We start from the raw sequence: 19,269 nt of genomic DNA, 5'->3' as shown, positions 1-19,269 counted from the left end.
CCTATGCCAGCGCTATTCGGCAGCCGACTGCGCAGAGGCGCGACCACCACGGCCGTGGCCGCCGCCGCGATCGCGGCGCTCTCCGCGTCCCAGGCGCCCGGTGCCATCCCCACGGGCACGGGCGGGGCCCAGGCCGCCGACGCGACCCCGTCCCCCGACACCGCGGTCACCGGCAACTCCCCGTACTACACGGAGCTTCCGCCGCTCACCACCCCGGACAAGCCGGGCACCTCGATAGAGCTGCCGGCCACGGGTCCGGCGGAAGCGGGCATACCGGCCACGGTCCTGGCCGCGTACAAGAGGGCGGAACAGACGCTCACGGAGGACAAGCCCGGCTGCAACCTGCCGTGGCAACTCCTCGCCGCCATCGGGAAGGTCGAGTCGGGCCAGGCGCGCGGCGGCCAGGTCGACGCGGACGGCACCACGAACGCGCCGATCCTCGGCCCGGTCCTCAACGGCGTCGGCTTCGCCAACATCTCCGACACCGACAACGGCCTCTACGACGGCGACACCACGCACGACCGCGCCGTCGGCCCCATGCAGTTCATCCCGTCCACCTGGGCGACCTGGGGCCAGGACGGCAACGGTGACGGCCGCAAGGACCCCAACAACATCTACGACGCGGCGCTCGCGGCGGGCTACTACCTCTGCGCGGGGAACCGCGATCTCTCCGTGGAGGCCGACCTCCACCGGGCGATCCTCGGCTACAACCAGTCGCGGGAGTACCTGAACACGGTCCTGACCTGGTTCCGGTACTACAAGAACGGTACGCACGAGGTCCCGGACGGCCAGGGCGTACTGCCCGTCGGCAGCGGACCCGGCAGCCCCACGACCGTCCAGCCGAGCCCCACCCCGACCCGGACCCCGATCCCGACGCCCAGCACCACCCCCAAGCCCTCCGTGTCGAAGCCGAGCAAGCCGGCCACCCCGGACACGCCTTCCGGCACGCCGTCGAAGCCGCCGACGACCGGACCCGGCACCGGCAGCCCCACGCCGCCCAAGCCCGGTGGCGGCACCAGCCCCTCCCCGGGCGACACCGAGCCCCCCGGCACACCCACCCCGAAGCCCGTCGTCAAGACGCTGGTGAAGACCGGCCCGGCCACGGCCACCGCCGTGGCGGGCAGCCGGTTCACCGAAGGCGCCTCGGTCCGCGCCACGGACGCCGCAGGCAAGCCCGTCGCCGACGTGTCCGTACGGTTCGAGATCGTCGGCGACACCGACGCCCGCTTCGCGCCCGGCAAGGCCGGGCTGACCGTCGTCACCGGCGCGGACGGCAAGGCCACCGCCCCGGTCGTCCAGGCGGGCGAGGTGACCGGCGCGTTCACGATCCGCGCCACCGTCGTCGACAACAAGGACGTCGCGGGCGTCGACTACAAGGCGACCGTGACGGCCCGTCAGGCCGACGAGCTGGCCAGGACCGCCGACACGGCGCTGACGGCCGCCCCCGGCGCCGAGTTCACCGCCCCGGTCGAGGTCAAGGCGACCTACCAGGGCGCCGCAGCCCCGAACGTGGCCGCGACCGCCGCCTTCGTCACCTCCGCGACCGACGACACCGTCCCCGCCGACAGCCCCTACTTCAAGGACGCCGACGGCAACCCGCTGCGCACCCTGACGGAGCTCAAGACCGACGCCAACGGCGTCCTCCAGCTCCCGAAGATCTTCGCGGGCGACACGGCAGGCACGTTCCTGCTCCGTATCGGGACCGAGGGCGGCGCCACCCTGACCGTCGAGCTGACGGTCGCCTGACGCACCGCACGGCCGGGGCCGGTGAGCGGACTCCTCCGCTCACCGGCCTTCCGGCTGCCCGAGCCGCCGCCGTCCGTCAGCGGCGGTTGTTCAGACGGCGCGTCGCCACCGCCGTCGACGGGTCCTCCGGCCAGGGATGGCGCGGATAGCGGCCCCGCAACTCCGCCCGCACCGCCCGGTAGCCGTCCTGCCAGAACGACGCCAGGTCCGCCGTCACCGCCGCGGGCCGCCCCGCCGGCGAGAGCAGGTGCACCAGCACGGGAACGCCCGCCTCCCCGGCCACCCGGGGCGTGTCCCGCAGCCCGAACAACTCCTGGAGCTTCACCGCCAGCACGGGCTGCGGCCCCCCGTACTCCACCCGTACCCGCGAACCGCTCGGCACCTCGATCCGCTCCGGCGCCAGCTCGTCCAGGCGCGCCGCCTCCCCGGTCGACCACGGCAGCAGCCGCCGCAGCGCCTGCCCCGCGTCCAGCCGCCCCAGATCCGCGCGGCGCCGGGCCCGGGACAGCTCCGGCTCCAGCCACGCGTCCGCCCGCGCCAGCAGCGCCCCGTCCGAGACGTCCGGCCAGCCGCCGCCCAGCTCCCGGTGGAGGAACCCCAGCCGCTCGCGCAGCCCCTCGGCGTCGCGCGTCCAGCGCAGCAGCCCCAGCCCCTCCCGCTCCAGACCGGCCAGCAGCGCCTGCCGTACGAGACCGGGGTCCGGCTGCCGCAACGGGCGTACGGACAAGTCCACCGCACCCAGCCGCGCCACCCGCCTGGCCACCACCTCACCGCCCTCCCAGCCGACCTCCTCGCCCTCGGCGTACGCGTGGCCCGCCGCTTCCCGCGCGGTGTCCTCGTCGATGACGGCGGCCAGCCGTACCCGCGCCGACGCCGCCGTGGCGGGCCGGTCCGCGACCGCCACCGCCAGCCAGCCCGCACTCCGCAGCCCCGACCCCTGGCCCAGTTCGGCCCCCGTGCCCGAGACCATCAGGAACGCCCCCTCGCCCCGCGCCCGCGCGACCCGCTCGGGGAAGGCGAGCGCGGTGACCAGCCCGGCGGCGACATCGTCGGACCCGGCCCCGGCATCTGTCATGGAGGAGCCCCCTACAGAGGAGGACAGCCGCCGCACCTCCTGGCGCCAGCGCGCCGCGTACGCGTCCCCGTTCGAACCCCCGCTCCCGGACGCGCCCCCGCCGCCCCTGCGCGCCGTACGCCACGCCGCCGCCAGGTCGTCCCCGTACGCCCTCGGCGGCTCCTCGCTCAGCAGCGCCACCACCTCCGCCGCCCGGCGCGCGCCCACCTGCCCCGCGCCGTCCAGAAGCGCCCGCGCGAGCCGGGGGTGCAGACCGAGCCCCGCCATCCGTACGCCCCGCCCGGTCGCGCGGCCGTCCCCGTCCACCGCGCCGATCGCGGCCAGTACGGAGCGCGCCGCCGCCAGCGCCCCCGCGGGCGGCGCGTCCAGCAGCGCGAGCCCCTCCGCCGACGGGTCGCCCCAGCACGCCGCCTGGAGCGCGAACGCCGCCAGATCCGCGACCTTGATCTCGGGAGAGGGGAAGCGCGCCAGCCGGCCGTCCTCGGCCTGGGACCAGCAGCGGTAGACCGTCCCGGGGGCCTCGCGCCCGGCCCGCCCCGCGCGCTGCCCGGCACCCGCCTGCGACACCCGTACCGTCGTCAGCGCGCTCAGCCCCCGCGCGTGATCCGTACGGGGCTCGCGCGCCAGCCCGGCGTCCACGACGACCCGTACACCCGGCACCGTCAGGCTCGACTCGGCCACCGCCGTGGCCAGCACCACCCGGCGCCCCGCCGACGAGCCCGCCAGCACCGCGTCCTGCACGGCGGCGGGCGCCCGGCCGTGCACCTGGAGCACCTCGGCGCCGCACTCCGCGAGCAGCCCGGCCACCCGGCCGATCTCGCCCACCCCGGGCAGGAAACACAGCACGTCGCCGTCGCGCTCGGCCAGCGCCCGGCGCACCACCGACGCCACATGGGTCAGCAGCGCAGGATCGACCCGCATCCCGTGCGGCGGCCGTACGGGGGCCGAGGGCGGCGCCCACACCGTCTCCACCGGGTACGACACACCGCTCGCCGTCACCACCGGCGCGTCCCCCAGCAGCCGCGCCCACCCCTGCGCGTCGGTGGTCGCGGAGGCCGCCACCAGCCGCAGTTCGGGGCGGAGCGCGGCCCGTACGTCCAGCAGGAAGGCCGCGACGGTGTCCGCGTCGAGATGACGCTCATGGCACTCGTCGAGGATCACCGCGTCGACCCCGGCCAGCTCCTGGTCGCGCTGGAGGCGTTGCAGCAGCACCCCGGTGGTCACCACCTCCACCACCGTGGCGCGCCCCACAGCGCGCTCCCCGCGCACGGTGAAACCGACGCGCTCCCCGACCCGCTCGCCCAGCAGCCAGGCCATCCGGCGGGCCGCCGCGCGCGCCGCGATCCGCCGGGGCTCCGCGACGATCACCCGGCGTACGGGGCCCTCCCCGGGCAGCCCGGCCAGGACCAGGGGCACCAGCGTCGTCTTGCCCGTGCCCGGTGGCGCGCACAGCACCGCGCAGCCGTGCGCGTCGAGGGCGCGCTCCAGCGCGGGGACGGCGGTACGTACGGGCAGGCTGCCGAGGATGTCGTCGCGGATCACCCGCCCAGTGTCGCCGGTGCCGCCCGTCGCGTCCGCCTCGTACCTCGTACCTCGGCGGTGTACCTCGGTTCTCGGTCCTCAGTCGCGCTCGCAGACGAAGATCGCCGTGCCCGGGATCAGCGCGCCGCGCAGCGGGGACCAGCCGCCCCACTCCTGGGTGTTCCACACCGGCCACTCCGGCTCCACCACGTCGACCAGCCGGAAGCCGCCGCTCACCACGTCGCGTACCCGGTCGCCGAGGGTCCTGTGGTGCTCCACGTAGACCGCGTGCCCCGCCTCGTCCTGCTCCACGTACGGGGTGCGGTCGAAGTACGACGCCGTGGCCGTCAGGCCCTCCGGCCCCGGCTCGTCGGGGAACGCCCAGCGCACCGGGTGCGTCACCGAGAAGACCCAGCGCCCGCCCGGCCGCAGGACGCGCCGTACCTCCTGGAACACCTTCACCGGGTCGGCGACGAAGGGGATCGCGCCGTACGCCGAGCAGGCCAGGTCGAAGGAGCCGTCCCGGAACGGCAGCGTCCCCGCGTCCGCCTGCACCAGCGGGAAGGTGAGGGAGCGCCCCTCCGCGATGCGCAGCGCGTGCTGGAGCTGGCGGTGGGAGAGGTCCAGCGCCACCGGGTGCGCGCCCTGCGCCGCCAGCCAGCGCGAGCACTGCGCGGCGCCCGCCCCGATCTCCAGGACGTCCTTGCCGCGCAGCTCCTCGGCCGGGCCCAGCAACTCGGCCTCCACCTCGTCGAGCCCCTCGGGGCACCAGACGAAACGGTCGTCGCCGAGGAAGCTGCCGTGCTCGACCTGGTAGTCGTCGGCGTTCCTGTCCCACCAGCCCCGGTTGGCGCGGCTGCTCTCCGTCTCGCCGGAGTCACGGCGGGTGGCCTCGGGTTCGGACTCCGGCACGCCGGTGCCGGGTGCCGCCGCCTGTACCGCCGCCTGTACGGCTGCCTGCTCGGCCTGTTCTCGCTGCTCTTGGATCATCATGTCCGTCGTCGTAGGGTGCGGGCGGAGGCCCTTGTGGCCTCATCAAACGTAGTTTGTGCCGGGTATGGGACGTTCCGCCCCGGGTGTGCGCCTTCGCGCATTGACCGTGCCCGGATGCCCCCGTATGCTAAAGGTTGCGCTGCGGGCTTGCGCGCCTCAGACGTAGCAGCCGCGCTCGCACTCTGTAAGTAGGTTTTCCTCGGTCGGCGAGGCGCTTTCCCCGGTTTTTCGGGGGCGGCGCGCCCTTGGCTGTCCGGGTTCTTGCAGGTGGCGATACGGGCTCCCGGCGTAGCAGTACCTACGACTCACTGTCCGCACCGGAGCCCTTTCCCACATGACGAGCAGCACCGAGACCACCGCCACCACCCCGCAGGTTGCGGTCAACGACATCGGTAACGAGGAAGCCTTCCTCGCCGCGATCGACGAGACGATCAAGTACTTCAACGACGGCGACATCGTCGACGGCGTCATCGTGAAGGTCGACCGGGACGAGGTCCTGCTCGACATCGGTTACAAGACCGAAGGCGTCATCCCCTCCCGCGAGCTTTCCATCAAGCACGACGTCGACCCCAATGAGGTCGTCGCCGTGGGCGATGAGATCGAGGCCCTGGTTCTCCAGAAGGAGGACAAGGAAGGCCGTCTCATCCTGTCCAAGAAGCGTGCGCAGTACGAGCGCGCCTGGGGCACGATCGAGAAGATCAAGGAAGAGGACGGGATCGTCACCGGTACCGTCATCGAGGTCGTCAAGGGTGGTCTCATCCTCGACATCGGCCTCCGTGGCTTCCTGCCGGCCTCCCTCGTCGAGATGCGCCGCGTCCGCGACCTCCAGCCCTACGTGGGCAAGGAGCTCGAGGCCAAGATCATCGAGCTGGACAAGAACCGCAACAACGTGGTCCTGTCCCGCCGTGCCTGGCTGGAGCAGACCCAGAGCGAGGTCCGCCAGACCTTCCTCACGACCCTGCAGAAGGGCCAGGTCCGCTCCGGCGTCGTCTCCTCGATCGTCAACTTCGGTGCGTTCGTGGACCTCGGCGGCGTCGACGGTCTCGTGCACGTCTCCGAGCTGTCCTGGAAGCACATCGACCACCCCTCCGAGGTTGTCGAGGTCGGCCAGGAAGTCACCGTCGAGGTTCTCGACGTGGACATGGACCGCGAGCGTGTCTCCCTGTCGCTCAAGGCGACGCAGGAAGACCCGTGGCAGCAGTTCGCCCGGACACACCAGATCGGCCAGGTCGTTCCCGGCAAGGTCACCAAGCTCGTTCCCTTCGGTGCGTTCGTGCGCGTCGACGAGGGCATCGAGGGTCTGGTCCACATCTCCGAGCTGGCCGAGCGCCACGTGGAGATCCCGGAGCAGGTCGTCCAGGTCAACGACGAGATCTTCGTCAAGGTCATCGACATCGACCTGGAGCGCCGCCGCATCAGCCTCTCGCTGAAGCAGGCCAACGAGTCCTTCGGCAGCGACCCGGCCTCGGTCGAGTTCGACCCGACGCTCTACGGCATGGCCGCGTCCTACGACGACCAGGGCAACTACATCTACCCCGAGGGCTTCGACCCCGAGACCAACGACTGGCTCGAAGGCTTCGAGACCCAGCGCGAGGCGTGGGAGGGCCAGTACGCCGAGGCGCAGTCGCGCTTCGAGCAGCACCAGGCCCAGGTCATCAAGTCCCGTGAGGCCGACGAGGCCGCCGCTGCCGAGGGTGCTGCCGCGCCCGCCGGCGGGGGCAGCGCTCCGGCCGCCTCCGGTGGCGGTGGCTCGTACTCCTCGGAGTCGGCGGACAACTCCGGCGCCCTGGCGTCGGACGAGGCCCTGGCCGCGCTGCGCGAGAAGCTGGCCGGCGGCCAGAGCTGACGCTCCGGCAGTGTGTGGTAGGTAGCAGGACCGCTTGAACGTAAGGCCCGTTCCCCTCCGGGGAGCGGGCCTTACGCATGTCCCACCGCAGGTTGCCCACCGTCCGGTATCGGCCGTTCGACGACCGCAACGAGGGGGACACAGGACCGTCCGACAGCCCGTAACACACCCTTGCCAGGATCCCGGCACACCTGAGGATCGGAAGGGGTACCGGGACATGAGGCATGCGCCGCACACCATCACGGGCACCAGCCGTCGCACCTTTCTGCAACAGGTAGGCGTCACCGGGGGAGCGGGCGCGATGCTCGCCACCATGGGGGCTCTGGGGCTCGCCCCCACCGCCGAGGCCGCGAGCCGCGAACCCGTCTTCCGCGCGCCCCGCACCGGGGACTTCTCCCTCACCGGCAGAAGCGCCGCCTCGGTCGTCATCGTCGGCGGCGGCATAGCCGGTCTCACCGCCGCCTACGAACTGGGCAAGGCGGGGTACGACTGTACGGTCCTGGAGGCCAGGGACCGCACCGGCGGGCGCAACTTCACCGTACGCGGCGGGGATTCCAGCGTCGATGTGTACGGCAACCGCCAGACGGCGCGGTTCGGCGACGGCCAGTACCTGAACGCGGGGCCGGCCCGGATCCCGCAGTGGATGGTCACCCTGGACTACTGCCGTGAACTGGGCGTCCCCATAGAGGTGTTCACCAACACCAACGCCAACGCGTACCTCTTCAACGAGAAGGCCGGCATGACGGCCCCCGTCCGCTACCGCACCGCCAAGGCCGACGTGTACGGCTACGTCTCCGAACTGCTCGCCAAGGCCACCGGAAAGGGAGCGCTCGACACGGAGCTGACCGCCGAGGACCGGGAGCGGCTGCTCGAATTCCTCAAGAGCTTCGGGGACATCGGCGCCGAACTCTCCTACAGCGGCAGCGAGCGGCGCGGCTACCGAGTGGACCCGGCCGCCGCGGGCACCCCCGGGGTCGAACTCGGCTCCGTACCCACCGCGTCCGAGGTCTTCGCCAGCGGGGTCGGCCGCTACTTCTCGTTCGAATTCGGTTACGACCAGGCGATGCTGATGTTCCAGCCCGTCGGCGGCATGGACCGCATACCGGCGGCGCTGACCCGCGCGGTCGGCGAGCGGCGTATCCGGACCGGCGCCGTCGTCCAGGACATCACCGACAAGGCGCGCGGAGTGACCGTCACGTACCGGAGAGACGGCCGCACCCGTACCCTCGACGCCGACTACTGCGTCGCCGCCCTGCCGCCCAACATCCTCGCCACGACCGCGCACAACCTGGGCGCGGACGTCCAGAGCGCGCTGGAGGCGTGCGCGCCCTCCTCGGCCGGGAAGATCGGCCTGGAGTACCGCAGCCGCTGGTGGGAGACCGACCACCGGATATACGGCGGCATCACCGAGACCGATCTCGATCTGGCCCATGTCTGGTACCCGTCGCACGGACACCACGGCCGGCGCGGCGTGATCGTCGGCTACTACAACACGGGCGCCCAGGCCGACGCGTACGCGCGGCTCTCCCCGAGCGGGCGCGAGGCGCGCGCCGTGGCCCAGGGCGTGAAGATCCACGGGGAGAAGTACCGCAGCGAACTGGTGTCCTCCTTCTCGCACCACTGGCGGCAAACCCCCTATCTGGAGGCATCCTGGCACTCCCTGGCCGGGGGCCCCGACGCACCGGTCTTCGACCCGCTCAACAAGCCCACGGGACGCGTCTACTTCGCCGGTGACTACCTCTCGTACGCCGACGCCTGGCAGCACGGCGCCTTCACCTCCGCCCGCAGGGCCGTCACGGCGCTGCACACGCGGGTGCTCGCCTGACCGTGGCGGGCCGCACGGGGCGGACGGGTTGGGCGGGTCGGACAGGTTGGATGGGTTAGCGGGGTGGGGCGTGGGGAATGCCTGCGCCCCATGACGCGTTCTTCGTTATGAACACGAGGAGGAGCGGTAACCGTGCTTGATCCGCAGGGTTTGTACGAGTGGGAGCCCAAGGGCCTCGCCGTCGTCGACATGGCGCTGGCGCAGGAGTCGGCGGGCCTGGTCATGCTGTACCACTTCGACGGCTACATCGACGCGGGGGAGACCGGCGACCAGATCGTCGAGAACCTGCTGGAGTCGCTGCCCCACCAGGTGGTGGCTCGTTTCGACCACGACAGGCTGGTCGACTACCGCGCGCGGCGCCCGCTCCTGACGTTCCGGCGGGACCGCTGGACGCACTACGAGACGCCCACGCTCGACGTACGGCTGGTCCAGGACGCCACGGGCGCCCCGTTCCTGCTGCTGTCGGGCCCCGAGCCGGACGTGGAGTGGGAGCGCTTCGCCGTGGCCGTACGGCAGATCGTCGAACGCCTCGGCGTACGGCTGTCCGTCAACTTCCACGGCATCCCGATGGGTGTGCCGCACACGCGCCCCGTCGGCCTCACCCCGCACGGCAACCGCACCGATCTCATGCCGGGCCACCGCGGCCCGTTCGACGAGGCCCAGGTACCGGGCAGCGCCGAATCGCTGGTGGAGTACCGGCTGATGGAGACGGAGCACGACGTGCTCGGCGTCGCCGCGCATGTCCCGCACTACGTCGCCAGGTCCTCGTACCCGGACGCGGCGCTGACCGCCCTGGAGGCGATCACGGCCGCGACGGGGCTGGTGCTGCCGAGCGTCGCGCACTCCCTGCGTACGGAGGCGCAGCGCACCCAGACCGAGATCGAGCGGCAGCTCGGCGAGGGGGACGAGGAACTGGTCACGATGGTGCAGGGGCTTGAGCACCAGTACGACGCGATGGCGGGCGCCGAGACCCGGGGCAGCCTGGTCGCCGAGCCGGCGGAGCTGCCGTCGGCCGACGAGATCGGCCGCGAGTTCGAGAAGTTCCTCGCGGATCGGGAGGGCGACGGCGGAGCGTGACGCCCGGCAGTCTGGGCGGAGTGTGACGCCCGGCCGCCTTGACCGGTCGGCGTGGGAGGACCGGTCGGTGTGGAGCCGGCCTGGGGTCTTTAGAGAGGCTCTAGGCTGGCTCCATGCTGAGGTTGGGACTTACCGGCGGAATCGGTTCGGGAAAGAGCGAGGTCTCTCGTCTGCTGACCGGATACGGAGCGGTACTGATCGACTCCGACCGGATCGCACGGGAGGTGGTGGCTCCGGGAACACCGGGGCTGGCCGCCGTGATCGCCGAGTTCGGCCCGGAGGTCCGCACGGCCGAGGGCGCTCTCGACCGGCCGGGACTCGGCCGGATCGTCTTCGGCGACCCGGAGCGGCTGCGGGCGCTGAACGCGATCGTGCACCCCCTGGTGCGGGCGCGCTCGGCCGAGCTGGAGGCGGCGGCGGGCCCGGACGCGATCGTGGTCCATGACGTACCGCTGCTCGTCGAGAACGACATGGCCGCCCTGTACGACCTCGTCGTCATTGTCGACGCCACCCCCGAGACCCAGCTCGACCGGCTCGTACGGCTGCGCGGGATGACGGAGCACGAGGCGCGCGAGCGGATGGCGGCCCAGGCCACCCGCGAGGCGCGCCGTGCCGTCGCCGACCTCGTCATCGACAACGACGGTCCGCTGGAGCGGCTGGAACCGCAGGTCCGCGAGGTCTGGCGGACCGCGACCGAACGCGCCGCGGCGCGCGGCTGACCCGGGCGCACGCCGGGGAGCGGGCGCCGGTGTGCAGGGAAAACGGTGTGAGGAATAGCGTCGTCGCGTGCGGCGTTGAGAGCGCGAAGTCAGGGAAGGATGCGAACGTGCCTGAGAGCCCGGAGACCCACATCATCGACTACCGCGCGGCGGAGCAGCTTCTCGCCGCGCGCGACCCGCGCGGGGCCGTCAAACTGCTGGACTCGGTGATCGCGTCCCACCCCGAGAACACCGCGGCCCGGCTGCTGCGCGCCCGTGCGTTCTTCGCCGCCGCCCAACTGCGCCCCGCCGAGCTGGAATTCGAACTCGTCCTGGAGCGGGAGCCGGACAACGCGTTCGCGCACTTCGCGCTGGCCCGTACGTTCGAGCGGTCGGGGCGGCCCGAGCAGGCGAAGCGCCACTTCAGGCTGGCGGCGGCGCTGGACCCCAAGCCGGAGTATCTGCAGGCGGCCCGCTTCGACTCGAACGCGTCGGACACGTAGAACGTAGAGCAGACAGATCAGGTAGGTCTGAGCAAGGTCACGGGGTGTGGTGGCCGATGCGGTGGCGCCGGCGCATCCGATGACGCTCCAGGTCCCGGATGCGCTCCCGGTCCTGGGTGAGCGTCGGGTAGGGGGCGTGTTCCGGTGGGTACGGGGGGACATCCCGGCCCGGCTGGAAGCGCTCCCCCTGCCGGATCCGTACCAGGACCACGGCCAGATCGGTCGCGACGATCAGCACCAGCACGCCACAGGCAGCCGCCCACCCGGGTCTCCCGGCCACGGCGAACGCCGCCGTACCGAGGGCGGTCCAGACCAGCCCCCACAGGCTCAGCCAGAACCGCATCCGCAGCGCACTGCGCGCGGTGACAGGTTCACTACCAGTGCGCATGGCTCTCGCACCTCCCGTTCCGGCCCACATCCCTGGTGTACCCGGGAACGCGCACCGCTGAACGTCGCCGTGGCCTCCTGAGCCCCGGCGTCAGTGCACGATCGAGTAGCTCCGCCACGGGCCCGCGCCGGGAGCGATCACATCGGACAGCGTCGTGGCGATGTAGGTCGTGCTCTTGCCGGTGCAGTCGGCCGTCGGGTACGCGACGAGATCGAGCACGGTGCGGTTCGTGATCGACACGGCACCGACCGGCCTCAGTTTGTGGCAGCCCGTGACCGACGGGGTGGTCACCTGGACATGGACCTTGCGGCCGGTGTCGTACGTGATGGTCCCCACCGCGGCCCGGCCGAGACCGGAACAGCCCGCGACGGCGAGGGTCAGGAGCGCGGCCCCGGCGGCGATGCCGAGGCGCCGGTGATCGGTCACGGACATGGGCGGGTCCTCGTCTCGGAAGCTGCGGGGAAGAGAGGGGAAGAAGAGGGCGGAGGAAAGGCGGGAAACGGGCGGGATGCCGACCGGAAGCGGGCATGTGCTGGTCACCCTGCCGGATGGACGCCACCGCGGCACCGCGAGCGCGGCCGGTCGGGCTACGCGCCGGTATCTTCCTGCTCCGCGTGTCTCGACCACCGGGTCATACAAGGCATACCGTGGTTATTAGCACCTCGGTCCGGCGTCTGGCGTCAGGGGGCCCATCATGGTCGAGGAACTGGTCATCGCGGTCATAGCCGTCATCTGCGCGTGCGGGCTGTACGCCATGGCGGCGGCCCGGGTCGTCAAACAGTACGAACGGGGCGTGGTCCTCCGTCTCGGCCGGCTGAGAGAGGGGATCAGGGGCCCCGGGTTCACCACGGTCATCCCCTTCGTGGACAAGCTCCACAAGGTGAACATGCAGATCGTGACGATGCCGGTGCCCGCCCAGGACGGCATCACCCGCGACAACGTCACCGTGCGCGTGGACGCCGTGATCTATTTCAAGGTGGTCGACGCGGCCGACGCGGTGATCCGGGTCGAGGACTACCGGTTCGCGGTCTCGCAGATGGCCCAGACCTCGCTCCGCTCGATCATCGGCAAGAGCGACCTGGACGACCTGCTGTCGAACCGGGAGAAGCTCAATCAGGGCCTGGAACTGATGATCGACAGCCCGTCGATCGGCTGGGGCGTCCAGATCGACCGCGTCGAGATCAAGGACGTGTCGCTGCCGGAGACGATGAAGCGGTCGATGGCACGCCAGGCGGAGGCGGACCGGGAGCGGCGGGCGCGGGTCATCAACGCGGACGCGGAGCTCCAGGCGTCCAAGAAGCTCTCCGAGGCCGCCAAGCAGATGTCCGGGCAGCCCGCGGCGTTGCAGCTCAGGCTGCTCCAGACGGTCGTGGCCGTCGCCGCGGAGAAGAACTCCACCCTCGTCCTGCCCTTCCCCGTCGAACTGCTGCGCTTCCTGGAGCGCGCCACGCCCGCCGAGGCCGTACAGGCGGTGCAGGCGGTCTCCGGGGTCGCCCAGGCTTCCGGGGCCGCACAGACCGCTGCTCCCGCTGCGCCCGCCGCCCCGGAGGCTCCTGCGGCCCCTGCCGCGCCGGAGCCTCCAACGCCTTCCACCGAGCCGTACGAGTCCATCGAGGAGCCGGAGCCGAGGCCGGAACCGGGACCGGCGCCGGGACCGGTGGACGATCCGGAGCCGGACGCGCTGAGGGAGCGGCTTGCCGCCCCCGACACGTCGCCACCGGCCAGGCCCCACGTCCAGCCGCACGTCTGACCCGCGGGGCATGATGCTCCAGGGTCCGGTCAGCGCGACCCGGCAGGGCAGGGTCCGCGGGCGCCCGGCCCCGACCCCGCCGGTGGTGGCCTTCCTGGGGATCCCGTACGCGAGCGCCCCGCGCTTCGGCGCGCCGGTGGCCGCCGACCCCTGGGAGGGCGTCCGGTCGGCGCTCTCGTACGGTCCGACGGCGCCGCAGGCCCCGTACCCGCCGCCCCTGGACGCTCTCCTGCCGCAGCACACCGTCCCGGGCGGGCCGGGGGAGAGCTGCCTCAATCTGAATGTCTGGACCCCGGCACCCGACCCGGAGGCCCGCCTTCCGGTCATGGTGTGGGTGCACGGCGGGGCCTTCGCGAACGGCTCGGGATCGCTGCCCGCGTACGACGGCGGAACGTTCGCCCGCGACGGCGTGGTGTGCGTGACGATCAACTACCGGCTCGGCGTCGAGGGCTTCCTCCATCTCGACGGCGTACCGGACAACAGGGGGCTGCTCGACCAGATCGCCGCCCTGGAGTGGGTACGGGAGAACATCGCCTCCTTCGGAGGCGACCCGGACCGGGTCACCCTCTTCGGACAGTCGGCCGGAGCGATGAGCATCGGCGTGCTGCTCGCCATGGAGCGCGCGCGAGGGCTCTTCCACGGCGCGATCCTTCAGAGCGGCGCGGCCCATCACTTCCTGCGCCCCGCGTCGGCGCGGCTGATCACAGCACGGCTGGCCCGGAAACTCTCCGTACCGCCCACCGCCGACGCCTTCGCCGCCGTCCCCCAGGCCCGGCTGCTGTCCGCGCAGAGCGAGCTGCGCGCGGAGATCGGCGCCCGGCCCGACCCCGAGCTGTGGGGTGAGGCGGCGCTCAACATGATGCCGTTCGAACCGGTCCTCACGGAGCTGCCCCTGCCGGGCCCCGGCCACGGCGTCCGGCTGCTGGCCGGCAGCAACCGCGAGGAGTACCGCCTCTTCCTCGTGCCCACCGGACGGCTGGACGCGCTGCCGGAGGCGAAGCTGCGCGCGACCGCCACCGCGTACGGGCTCGACCCCGGCCGGGCGCCGGACGTCTACCGAGCGGCGCGGCCCGGCGCGGGCCCGGGCGAGGTGTTCGACGCCCTGGCCACGGACTGGTTCTACCGGATCCCCGCGATCCGCCTCGCCGAGTCCGTGCCCGGCTCGTACCTGTACGAGTTCGCCTGGCGCTCCCCGCGCCACGGCGGCCTGCTCGGCGCCTGCCACGGCGCGGAGCTGGGGTTCGTCTTCGACCGCCCCGGCCACCCGGCGTACGCCCCGATGCTCGGCGACCGGCCGCCCGCGCACCTCGCGGAGGCGATGCACCAGGCGTGGGTGGCGTTCGCACGGACCGGCGACCCGGGCTGGGAGCCGTACGACCGGGACACCCGGACGACGATGGTGTTCGGCGGTGGTCCCGGCACCGTCTCCGCGCCCGTGCGCGACCCCAGGGCGCGGGAGCGCGAACTCTGGGACGGGCTGCGCTGACCTGCGGAAAGGCTCTGCCGAGGGGCAGTGTCAGACCCCCCGCCTAGACTCGCAGAAGTAATCGGATCCTGGCAGCGGGAGGGGGAAGGACCATGACCGTGCACGGGACTGCGGGGCTGGTGCGACACGCGGCCGTTTTCCTGCCCGCGGGGCTGCCGCGTGAGGGCCGGGTCGCCTTCTGGTCCCCGGACGGGGAGCTGCCCGAAGCGCCGGGGGACGAGCTGACGGTCGTACGGCGCGACGGCGGTGGCCTTGGTGACGGCGGCGCGGACGAGGCCGGCGGTGGCGGTGTCCGTACGGTCACGGTTCCCGTGGTGCTGATGTCCGTCGCCGACGCGGTCCCGCTGCTGGTCCGTGCCCGGCGTGACAGGACGGCCCACCCTGCGTCGGCCTGCTGGGGCGCCGCCGCGCTCCACGCGCTCCAGTTGGCCGCGCGCGGCCGGCTGCTCCCCGGGCTTACCGCCTCCGACCACGACGCCTGGCGGGCCGGCCCGCTCGACGCCGACGACATCGCGCAGTTGCGCGCCATCGCCGCGGCCATGCCGCCCGAGGCACACCCCGTACCGCTGCCGGGTGGCGGACCGCTCCTGCTGCCCGAACCGGAAGCGCTGGTGCGGGCGTTCCTCGACGCGGTGGCCGACTCCCTGCCCCGTACCCCGGCGGCCGCCTACGCGGCGGGGGCGCCGTTCGCCGCGCGGGCCGCACAACACCTGCCGGGCGCCAGGACCTGGGCGGCCGAGGCGGCGGCCGGCATGGACGCGGGGGTACGGGTCTCGCTGCGCCTCGACCTCTCGGCGTACGAGCTGTTCGACCACACGGAGACGGCGCCCGCGGTCCGGGCCGACCACGGCACCACAGCGGACCGCGACACCGCCTCGGTTCGTGACACCGCCTCGGTTCGTGACATCACCGGTGACCGCGACACCACCGGTGACGACGCGCGCCGCGCGGGGACCGCGCTCGTCCAGATCCACAGCCTCGCCGACCCGACCCTGGTCATCGACGCGGCCGGACTCTGGGCGGGTGACGGCGCCGAGAGCTTCGGACCGCGCGCCCGGATCGACGCCATGCTGGCACTGCGCCGCGCCGCCCGCGTCTGGACGCCGCTCGCCCGGCTCCTGGAGCGCGACGTCCCCGACGCGCTGCCGCTCTCCGAGGACGAGCTGTACGAACTGCTCGGGCCAGGGGCGACCCGCCTCGCGGAAGCGGGGGTCGCGGTGCACTGGCCCCGGGAGCTGGCGCGCACGCTCACGGCGGCGGCGGTCGTCCGCCCCGCGCCCGGCTCGGCCACCGACGGCACCCCGTTCTTCGACAGTGTGGAACTGCTCAAGTTCAACTGGCAGTTGGCGCTCGACGGCGACCCGCTCTCCGAGCAGGAGATGGACGCTCTCGCGGAGTCGCACCGGCCGATCGTCCGCCTGCGCGACCAGTGGGTGGTCATCGATCCCACCCTCGTACGGAAGGCGCGCAAGCGGGAGCTGGGCCTGCTGGAGCCCGTCGACGCGCTGGCCGTCGCCCTCACCGGCACGGCCGACGTGGACGGCGAGACGGTGGAGGCCGTTCCCACGGGCGCGCTGGCGGCGCTGCGCGACCGGCTCCTCTCAGGCCCGGGGACGGTCCCCCAGCCCGCGGCGCTCGCCGCCACCCTGCGCGACTACCAACTGCGCGGCCTGGCCTGGCTGGACCTGATGACCTCGCTCGGTCTCGGCGGCTGTCTCGCGGACGACATGGGCCTCGGCAAGACCGTCACGGTCATCGCCCTCCATCTGCACCGCGCCCGCCCCCTCCCGACGCTGGTCGTCTGCCCCGCCTCGCTCCTCGGCAACTGGCAGCGCGAGATCACCCGCTTCGCCCCCGGCGTCCCCGTACACCGCTTCCACGGCGCGGGCCGCACCCTGGACGAGGTGACGGACGGCTTCGTCCTCACCACGTACGGCACGATGCGCGGCAGCGCCGAGACCCTGGCCGCACACCCCTGGGGCATGGTCGTCGCCGACGAGGCGCAACACGTCAAGAACCCCTTCTCGTCCACCGCCAAGGCGCTCCGCACGATCCCCGCCCCCGCCAGGGTCGCGCTCACCGGCACCCCCGTGGAGAACAACCTCTCCGAGCTGTGGGCCCTCCTCGACTGGACCACCCCCGGGCTGCTCGGCCCCCTCAAGGCGTTCCGCGCGCGCCACGCGCGGATCGTCGAGAACGTGGAGAACGCGAAGAGCGCCGACCTCAAGGACGTCGCCAACGAGGAGGCGGTGGAGCGACTGGCCCGGCTGGTCCGGCCGTTCCTGCTGCGCAGGAAGAAGTCCGACCCGGGGATCGTGCCGGAGCTGCCGCCCAAGACCGAGAGCGACCACCCCGTCGCCCTCACCCGGGAACAGGCGTCGCTGTACGAGGCGGTCGTGCGCGAGACGATGGCCGCGATCGAGGCTTCCGAGGGCATCGCGCGCCGCGGCCTCGTGATGAAGCTGCTCACCTCCCTCAAACAGATCTGCAACCATCCGGCGCAGTTCCTGAAGGAGGACGCCGCCCGCCTGACCGGCCGCTCCGGCAAGCTCGCCCTGCTCGACGAACTGCTCGACACCATCCTCACGGAGGACGGCTCGGTCCTGATCTTCACCCAGTACGTGTCGATGGCACGGCTGCTCTCCGCCCACCTCGCGGCCCGCGCGATCCCGTCCCAGTTGCTCCACGGCGGTACGCCCGTCCCGGAGCGCGAGCGTATGGTCGACCGGTTCCAGTCCGGTGAGGTGCCCGTCTTCGTCCTCTCGCTGAAGGCGGCGGGCACCGGGCTCAACCTGACCAGGGCCGGTCATGTCGTCCACTTCGACCGCTGGTGGAACCCGGCCGTGGAGGAACAGGCCACCGACCGCGCCTACCGCATCGGCCAGACCCAGCCCGTACAGGTCCACCGGCTCATCGCCGAGGGCACGGTCGAGGACCGGATCGCCGAGATGCTCGCCTCCAAGAAGGCCCTGGCCGACGCCGTCCTCGGCTCCGGCGAGACGGCGCTCACCGAGCTGACCGACCGTGAGCTGGGCGATCTGGTCTCCCTGCGGAGGCCGTCATGACCCCCACGCGCCCGCCCCGGCACGACGACCGCCGCCGTACGTTCCCCGCCCTGCCCGCTCGCCCCGGCAACCACGGCGACTTCGCCGAGACCTGGTGGGGCAACGCCTGGGTGGAGTCCATGGAGGACACCGCCCTCGACACCGCCAGGCTCCAGCGCGGCCGTACCTACGCGGGCAGCGGCAAGGTCGACGCGATCACCGTCACCCCCGGCCGGGTCATGGCGTACGTCCACGGCTCCCGGCCGCGCCCGTACCGTACGGAGATCCGGCTCCGCACCCTCGGCGACACCGACTGGGAGGACCTTCTCGACGCCGCCGCGGCCCGCCCCGACCACATCGCCGCCCTGCTCGACAAGGCCATGCCGCACACCCTCGCGGCCTCCGCCGATCTGCTGCCCACCGCCGGCGACCTCACCCCGGACTGCTCCTGCCCCGACGACGGCTACCCCTGCAAACACGCGGCGGCCCTCTGCTACCAGACGGCCAGGCTCCTGGACGAGGACCCGTTCGTCCTCTTCCTGCTCCGAGGCCGCGGCGAACAGGAAGTCCTCGCCGACCTGACCCGCCGGAACGCCGCCCGCTCCGCGGCCGAACGGACCACGGCCGCACCGCCGATGCCCACGGTCGACGCGCGGACCGCCCTCGCCCCGCGCACGCTCCCGCCGCTCCCGCCGCCGTTCCCCGTCCCCGCGCACCCCGGCCGCCCGCCCGTCTACCCCCAGTCGTCCGGCGCGCCCGATCCGCTCGCCCTCGACCTCCTCGCCACCGAGGCCGCGGCCCGTGCGCACACCTTCCTCACCACGGGACTCGACCCGGTCGGCGCCCTCACCCCCTGGCAGGACGCGGTGCGCCTGGCCGCCGCCCACCCCGGCTCGGGGCTGACGGCCTCCACCCGCGCCCTCTACCGGGACCTGGCGGCAGCGCTCCACCGCACGCCCACCGACCTGGCCCGCGCCGTCGCCGCCTGGCGTCAGGGCGGCCTGGCGGGCTTGGCCGTACTGGAAGAGCCCTGGGACCCGCCGGCCGGCCCCTTCGACCGGGCCCGCCCCGCCCTCGTAGCCGCGGACTTCCCGCACTTCCGCCCCCGGCGCAACCAGCTCTCCACCGGCACCCTGCAACTCCGCTTCGGCCGTGACGGCCTCTGGTACGGCTACGAGTCGGACCGGGACCGGGAGGACTGGTGGCCGCGTGGCACCCCGGACACCGACCCGGTGGGCGCGCTCACCGCCCTGCTGGGGTGGTGACCGGTAAACTCGTTCACTCCCGTACTTCGGTGAGCGGACACAATTCGTAGCG

The 19,269-nt window shown here is 72.9% G+C and carries 13 protein-coding genes and 1 pseudogene; 10 read left to right on the top strand and 4 right to left on the bottom strand.

The window, feature by feature from the left end; translation table 11 throughout:
* The first annotated feature begins 3 nt into the window (after positions 1 to 3).
* A complete protein-coding gene (locus tag ACIO3P_RS34985) occupies positions 4 to 1,746 on the top strand; it encodes a lytic murein transglycosylase (RefSeq protein ID WP_329826114.1) in 1,743 nt (580 codons plus the stop codon).
* Between the two features lie 76 nt (positions 1,747 to 1,822).
* Here ACIO3P_RS34985 and hrpB read toward each other — a convergent pair whose 3' ends face one another.
* Positions 1,823 to 4,363: an ATP-dependent helicase HrpB gene (gene hrpB, locus ACIO3P_RS34980; RefSeq protein ID WP_401850329.1), complete on the bottom strand. Its 2,541-nt coding sequence runs from the start codon at positions 4,361 to 4,363 to the stop codon at positions 1,823 to 1,825.
* Positions 4,364 to 4,441: 78 nt separating this feature from the next.
* Complete coding sequence (locus tag ACIO3P_RS34975; RefSeq protein WP_401850842.1) at positions 4,442 to 5,332, bottom strand: class I SAM-dependent methyltransferase; 891 nt, start codon at positions 5,330 to 5,332, stop codon at positions 4,442 to 4,444.
* Positions 5,333 to 5,669: 337 nt separating this feature from the next.
* On the opposite strand from ACIO3P_RS34975, the gene rpsA reads away from it, so the two are divergent.
* The 5 genes from rpsA to ACIO3P_RS34950 all read left to right on the top strand — a co-directional run bounded on the left by rpsA (position 5,670) and on the right by ACIO3P_RS34950 (position 11,284).
* Positions 5,670 to 7,181 carry a 30S ribosomal protein S1 gene (rpsA, locus tag ACIO3P_RS34970; protein WP_365808547.1) on the top strand — a complete coding sequence of 504 codons (1,512 nt, stop codon included), beginning with the start codon at positions 5,670 to 5,672 and terminating at the stop codon, positions 7,179 to 7,181.
* 301 nt (positions 7,182 to 7,482) lie between these two features.
* Positions 7,483 to 9,006, top strand: a complete 1,524-nt coding sequence (locus ACIO3P_RS34965) for a flavin monoamine oxidase family protein (protein ID WP_401850839.1) — start codon at positions 7,483 to 7,485, stop codon at positions 9,004 to 9,006.
* Between the two features lie 132 nt (positions 9,007 to 9,138).
* Positions 9,139 to 10,083, top strand: coding sequence for a PAC2 family protein (locus tag ACIO3P_RS34960; RefSeq protein ID WP_329826117.1), 945 nt, complete (start codon positions 9,139 to 9,141; stop codon positions 10,081 to 10,083).
* A 113-nt stretch (positions 10,084 to 10,196) separates the two neighbouring features.
* The gene (gene coaE, locus ACIO3P_RS34955; protein WP_329826118.1) at positions 10,197 to 10,802 is read left to right on the top strand and encodes a dephospho-CoA kinase; all 606 of its coding nucleotides are present in this window, start codon (positions 10,197 to 10,199) and stop codon (positions 10,800 to 10,802) included.
* Between the two features lie 107 nt (positions 10,803 to 10,909).
* Positions 10,910 to 11,284 carry a tetratricopeptide repeat protein gene (locus ACIO3P_RS34950; protein WP_329826119.1) on the top strand — a complete coding sequence of 125 codons (375 nt, stop codon included), beginning with the start codon at positions 10,910 to 10,912 and terminating at the stop codon, positions 11,282 to 11,284.
* 130 nt (positions 11,285 to 11,414) lie between these two features.
* On the opposite strand, the pseudogene ACIO3P_RS34945 reads toward ACIO3P_RS34950, so the two are convergent.
* Positions 11,415 to 11,672: pseudogene (locus ACIO3P_RS34945) on the bottom strand (DUF6343 family protein); the annotation flags it as partial.
* Between the two features lie 90 nt (positions 11,673 to 11,762).
* Positions 11,763 to 12,104 (bottom strand): hypothetical protein, encoded by a 342-nt coding sequence (locus tag ACIO3P_RS34940; protein ID WP_401787926.1) that lies wholly within the window; start codon positions 12,102 to 12,104, stop codon positions 11,763 to 11,765.
* Between the two features lie 262 nt (positions 12,105 to 12,366).
* Here ACIO3P_RS34940 and ACIO3P_RS34935 point away from each other — a divergent pair, with 262 nt between their 5' ends.
* The 4 genes from ACIO3P_RS34935 (at position 12,367) to ACIO3P_RS34920 (ending at position 19,217) form a co-directional block, all read left to right on the top strand.
* On the top strand, positions 12,367 to 13,422 hold the full coding sequence (locus tag ACIO3P_RS34935; RefSeq protein ID WP_401850328.1) for a slipin family protein: 1,056 nt from the start codon (positions 12,367 to 12,369) through the stop codon (positions 13,420 to 13,422).
* Positions 13,423 to 13,432: 10 nt separating this feature from the next.
* A complete protein-coding gene (locus tag ACIO3P_RS34930; RefSeq protein WP_401850326.1) occupies positions 13,433 to 14,908 on the top strand; it encodes a carboxylesterase/lipase family protein in 1,476 nt (491 codons plus the stop codon).
* 92 nt (positions 14,909 to 15,000) lie between these two features.
* Positions 15,001 to 17,973: a DEAD/DEAH box helicase gene (locus ACIO3P_RS34925; RefSeq protein ID WP_401850325.1), complete on the top strand. Its 2,973-nt coding sequence runs from the start codon at positions 15,001 to 15,003 to the stop codon at positions 17,971 to 17,973.
* The gene (locus ACIO3P_RS34920) at positions 17,970 to 19,217 is read left to right on the top strand and encodes an SWIM zinc finger family protein (protein WP_401850323.1); all 1,248 of its coding nucleotides are present in this window, start codon (positions 17,970 to 17,972) and stop codon (positions 19,215 to 19,217) included. Before ACIO3P_RS34925 ends, ACIO3P_RS34920 begins: the two co-directional genes overlap by 4 nt.
* Positions 19,218 to 19,269 lie beyond the last annotated feature (52 nt).

The organism is Streptomyces sp. NPDC087310 (assembly GCF_044744405.1).
In the GTDB taxonomy this organism is placed as follows: domain Bacteria; phylum Actinomycetota; class Actinomycetes; order Streptomycetales; family Streptomycetaceae; genus Streptomyces.
This window is presented reverse-complemented; position numbering and strand designations above follow the sequence as displayed.

Coding starts and splice junctions, on each gene's coding strand:
- ACIO3P_RS34975 (WP_401850842.1), bottom strand. CDS start 5,332: ATGATCCAAGAGCAGCGAGAACAGGCCGAGCAGGCAGCCGTACAGGCG.
- ACIO3P_RS34940 (WP_401787926.1), bottom strand. CDS start 12,104: ATGTCCGTGACCGATCACCGGCGCCTCGGCATCGCCGCCGGGGCCGCG.
- ACIO3P_RS34925 (WP_401850325.1), top strand. CDS start 15,001: ATGACCGTGCACGGGACTGCGGGGCTGGTGCGACACGCGGCCGTTTTC.
- ACIO3P_RS34965 (WP_401850839.1), top strand. CDS start 7,483: ATGCTCGCCACCATGGGGGCTCTGGGGCTCGCCCCCACCGCCGAGGCC.
- rpsA (WP_365808547.1), top strand. CDS start 5,670: ATGACGAGCAGCACCGAGACCACCGCCACCACCCCGCAGGTTGCGGTC.
- ACIO3P_RS34920 (WP_401850323.1), top strand. CDS start 17,970: ATGACCCCCACGCGCCCGCCCCGGCACGACGACCGCCGCCGTACGTTC.
- ACIO3P_RS34985 (WP_329826114.1), top strand. CDS start 4: ATGCCAGCGCTATTCGGCAGCCGACTGCGCAGAGGCGCGACCACCACG.
- ACIO3P_RS34930 (WP_401850326.1), top strand. CDS start 13,433: ATGATGCTCCAGGGTCCGGTCAGCGCGACCCGGCAGGGCAGGGTCCGC.
- coaE (WP_329826118.1), top strand. CDS start 10,197: ATGCTGAGGTTGGGACTTACCGGCGGAATCGGTTCGGGAAAGAGCGAG.
- ACIO3P_RS34935 (WP_401850328.1), top strand. CDS start 12,367: ATGGTCGAGGAACTGGTCATCGCGGTCATAGCCGTCATCTGCGCGTGC.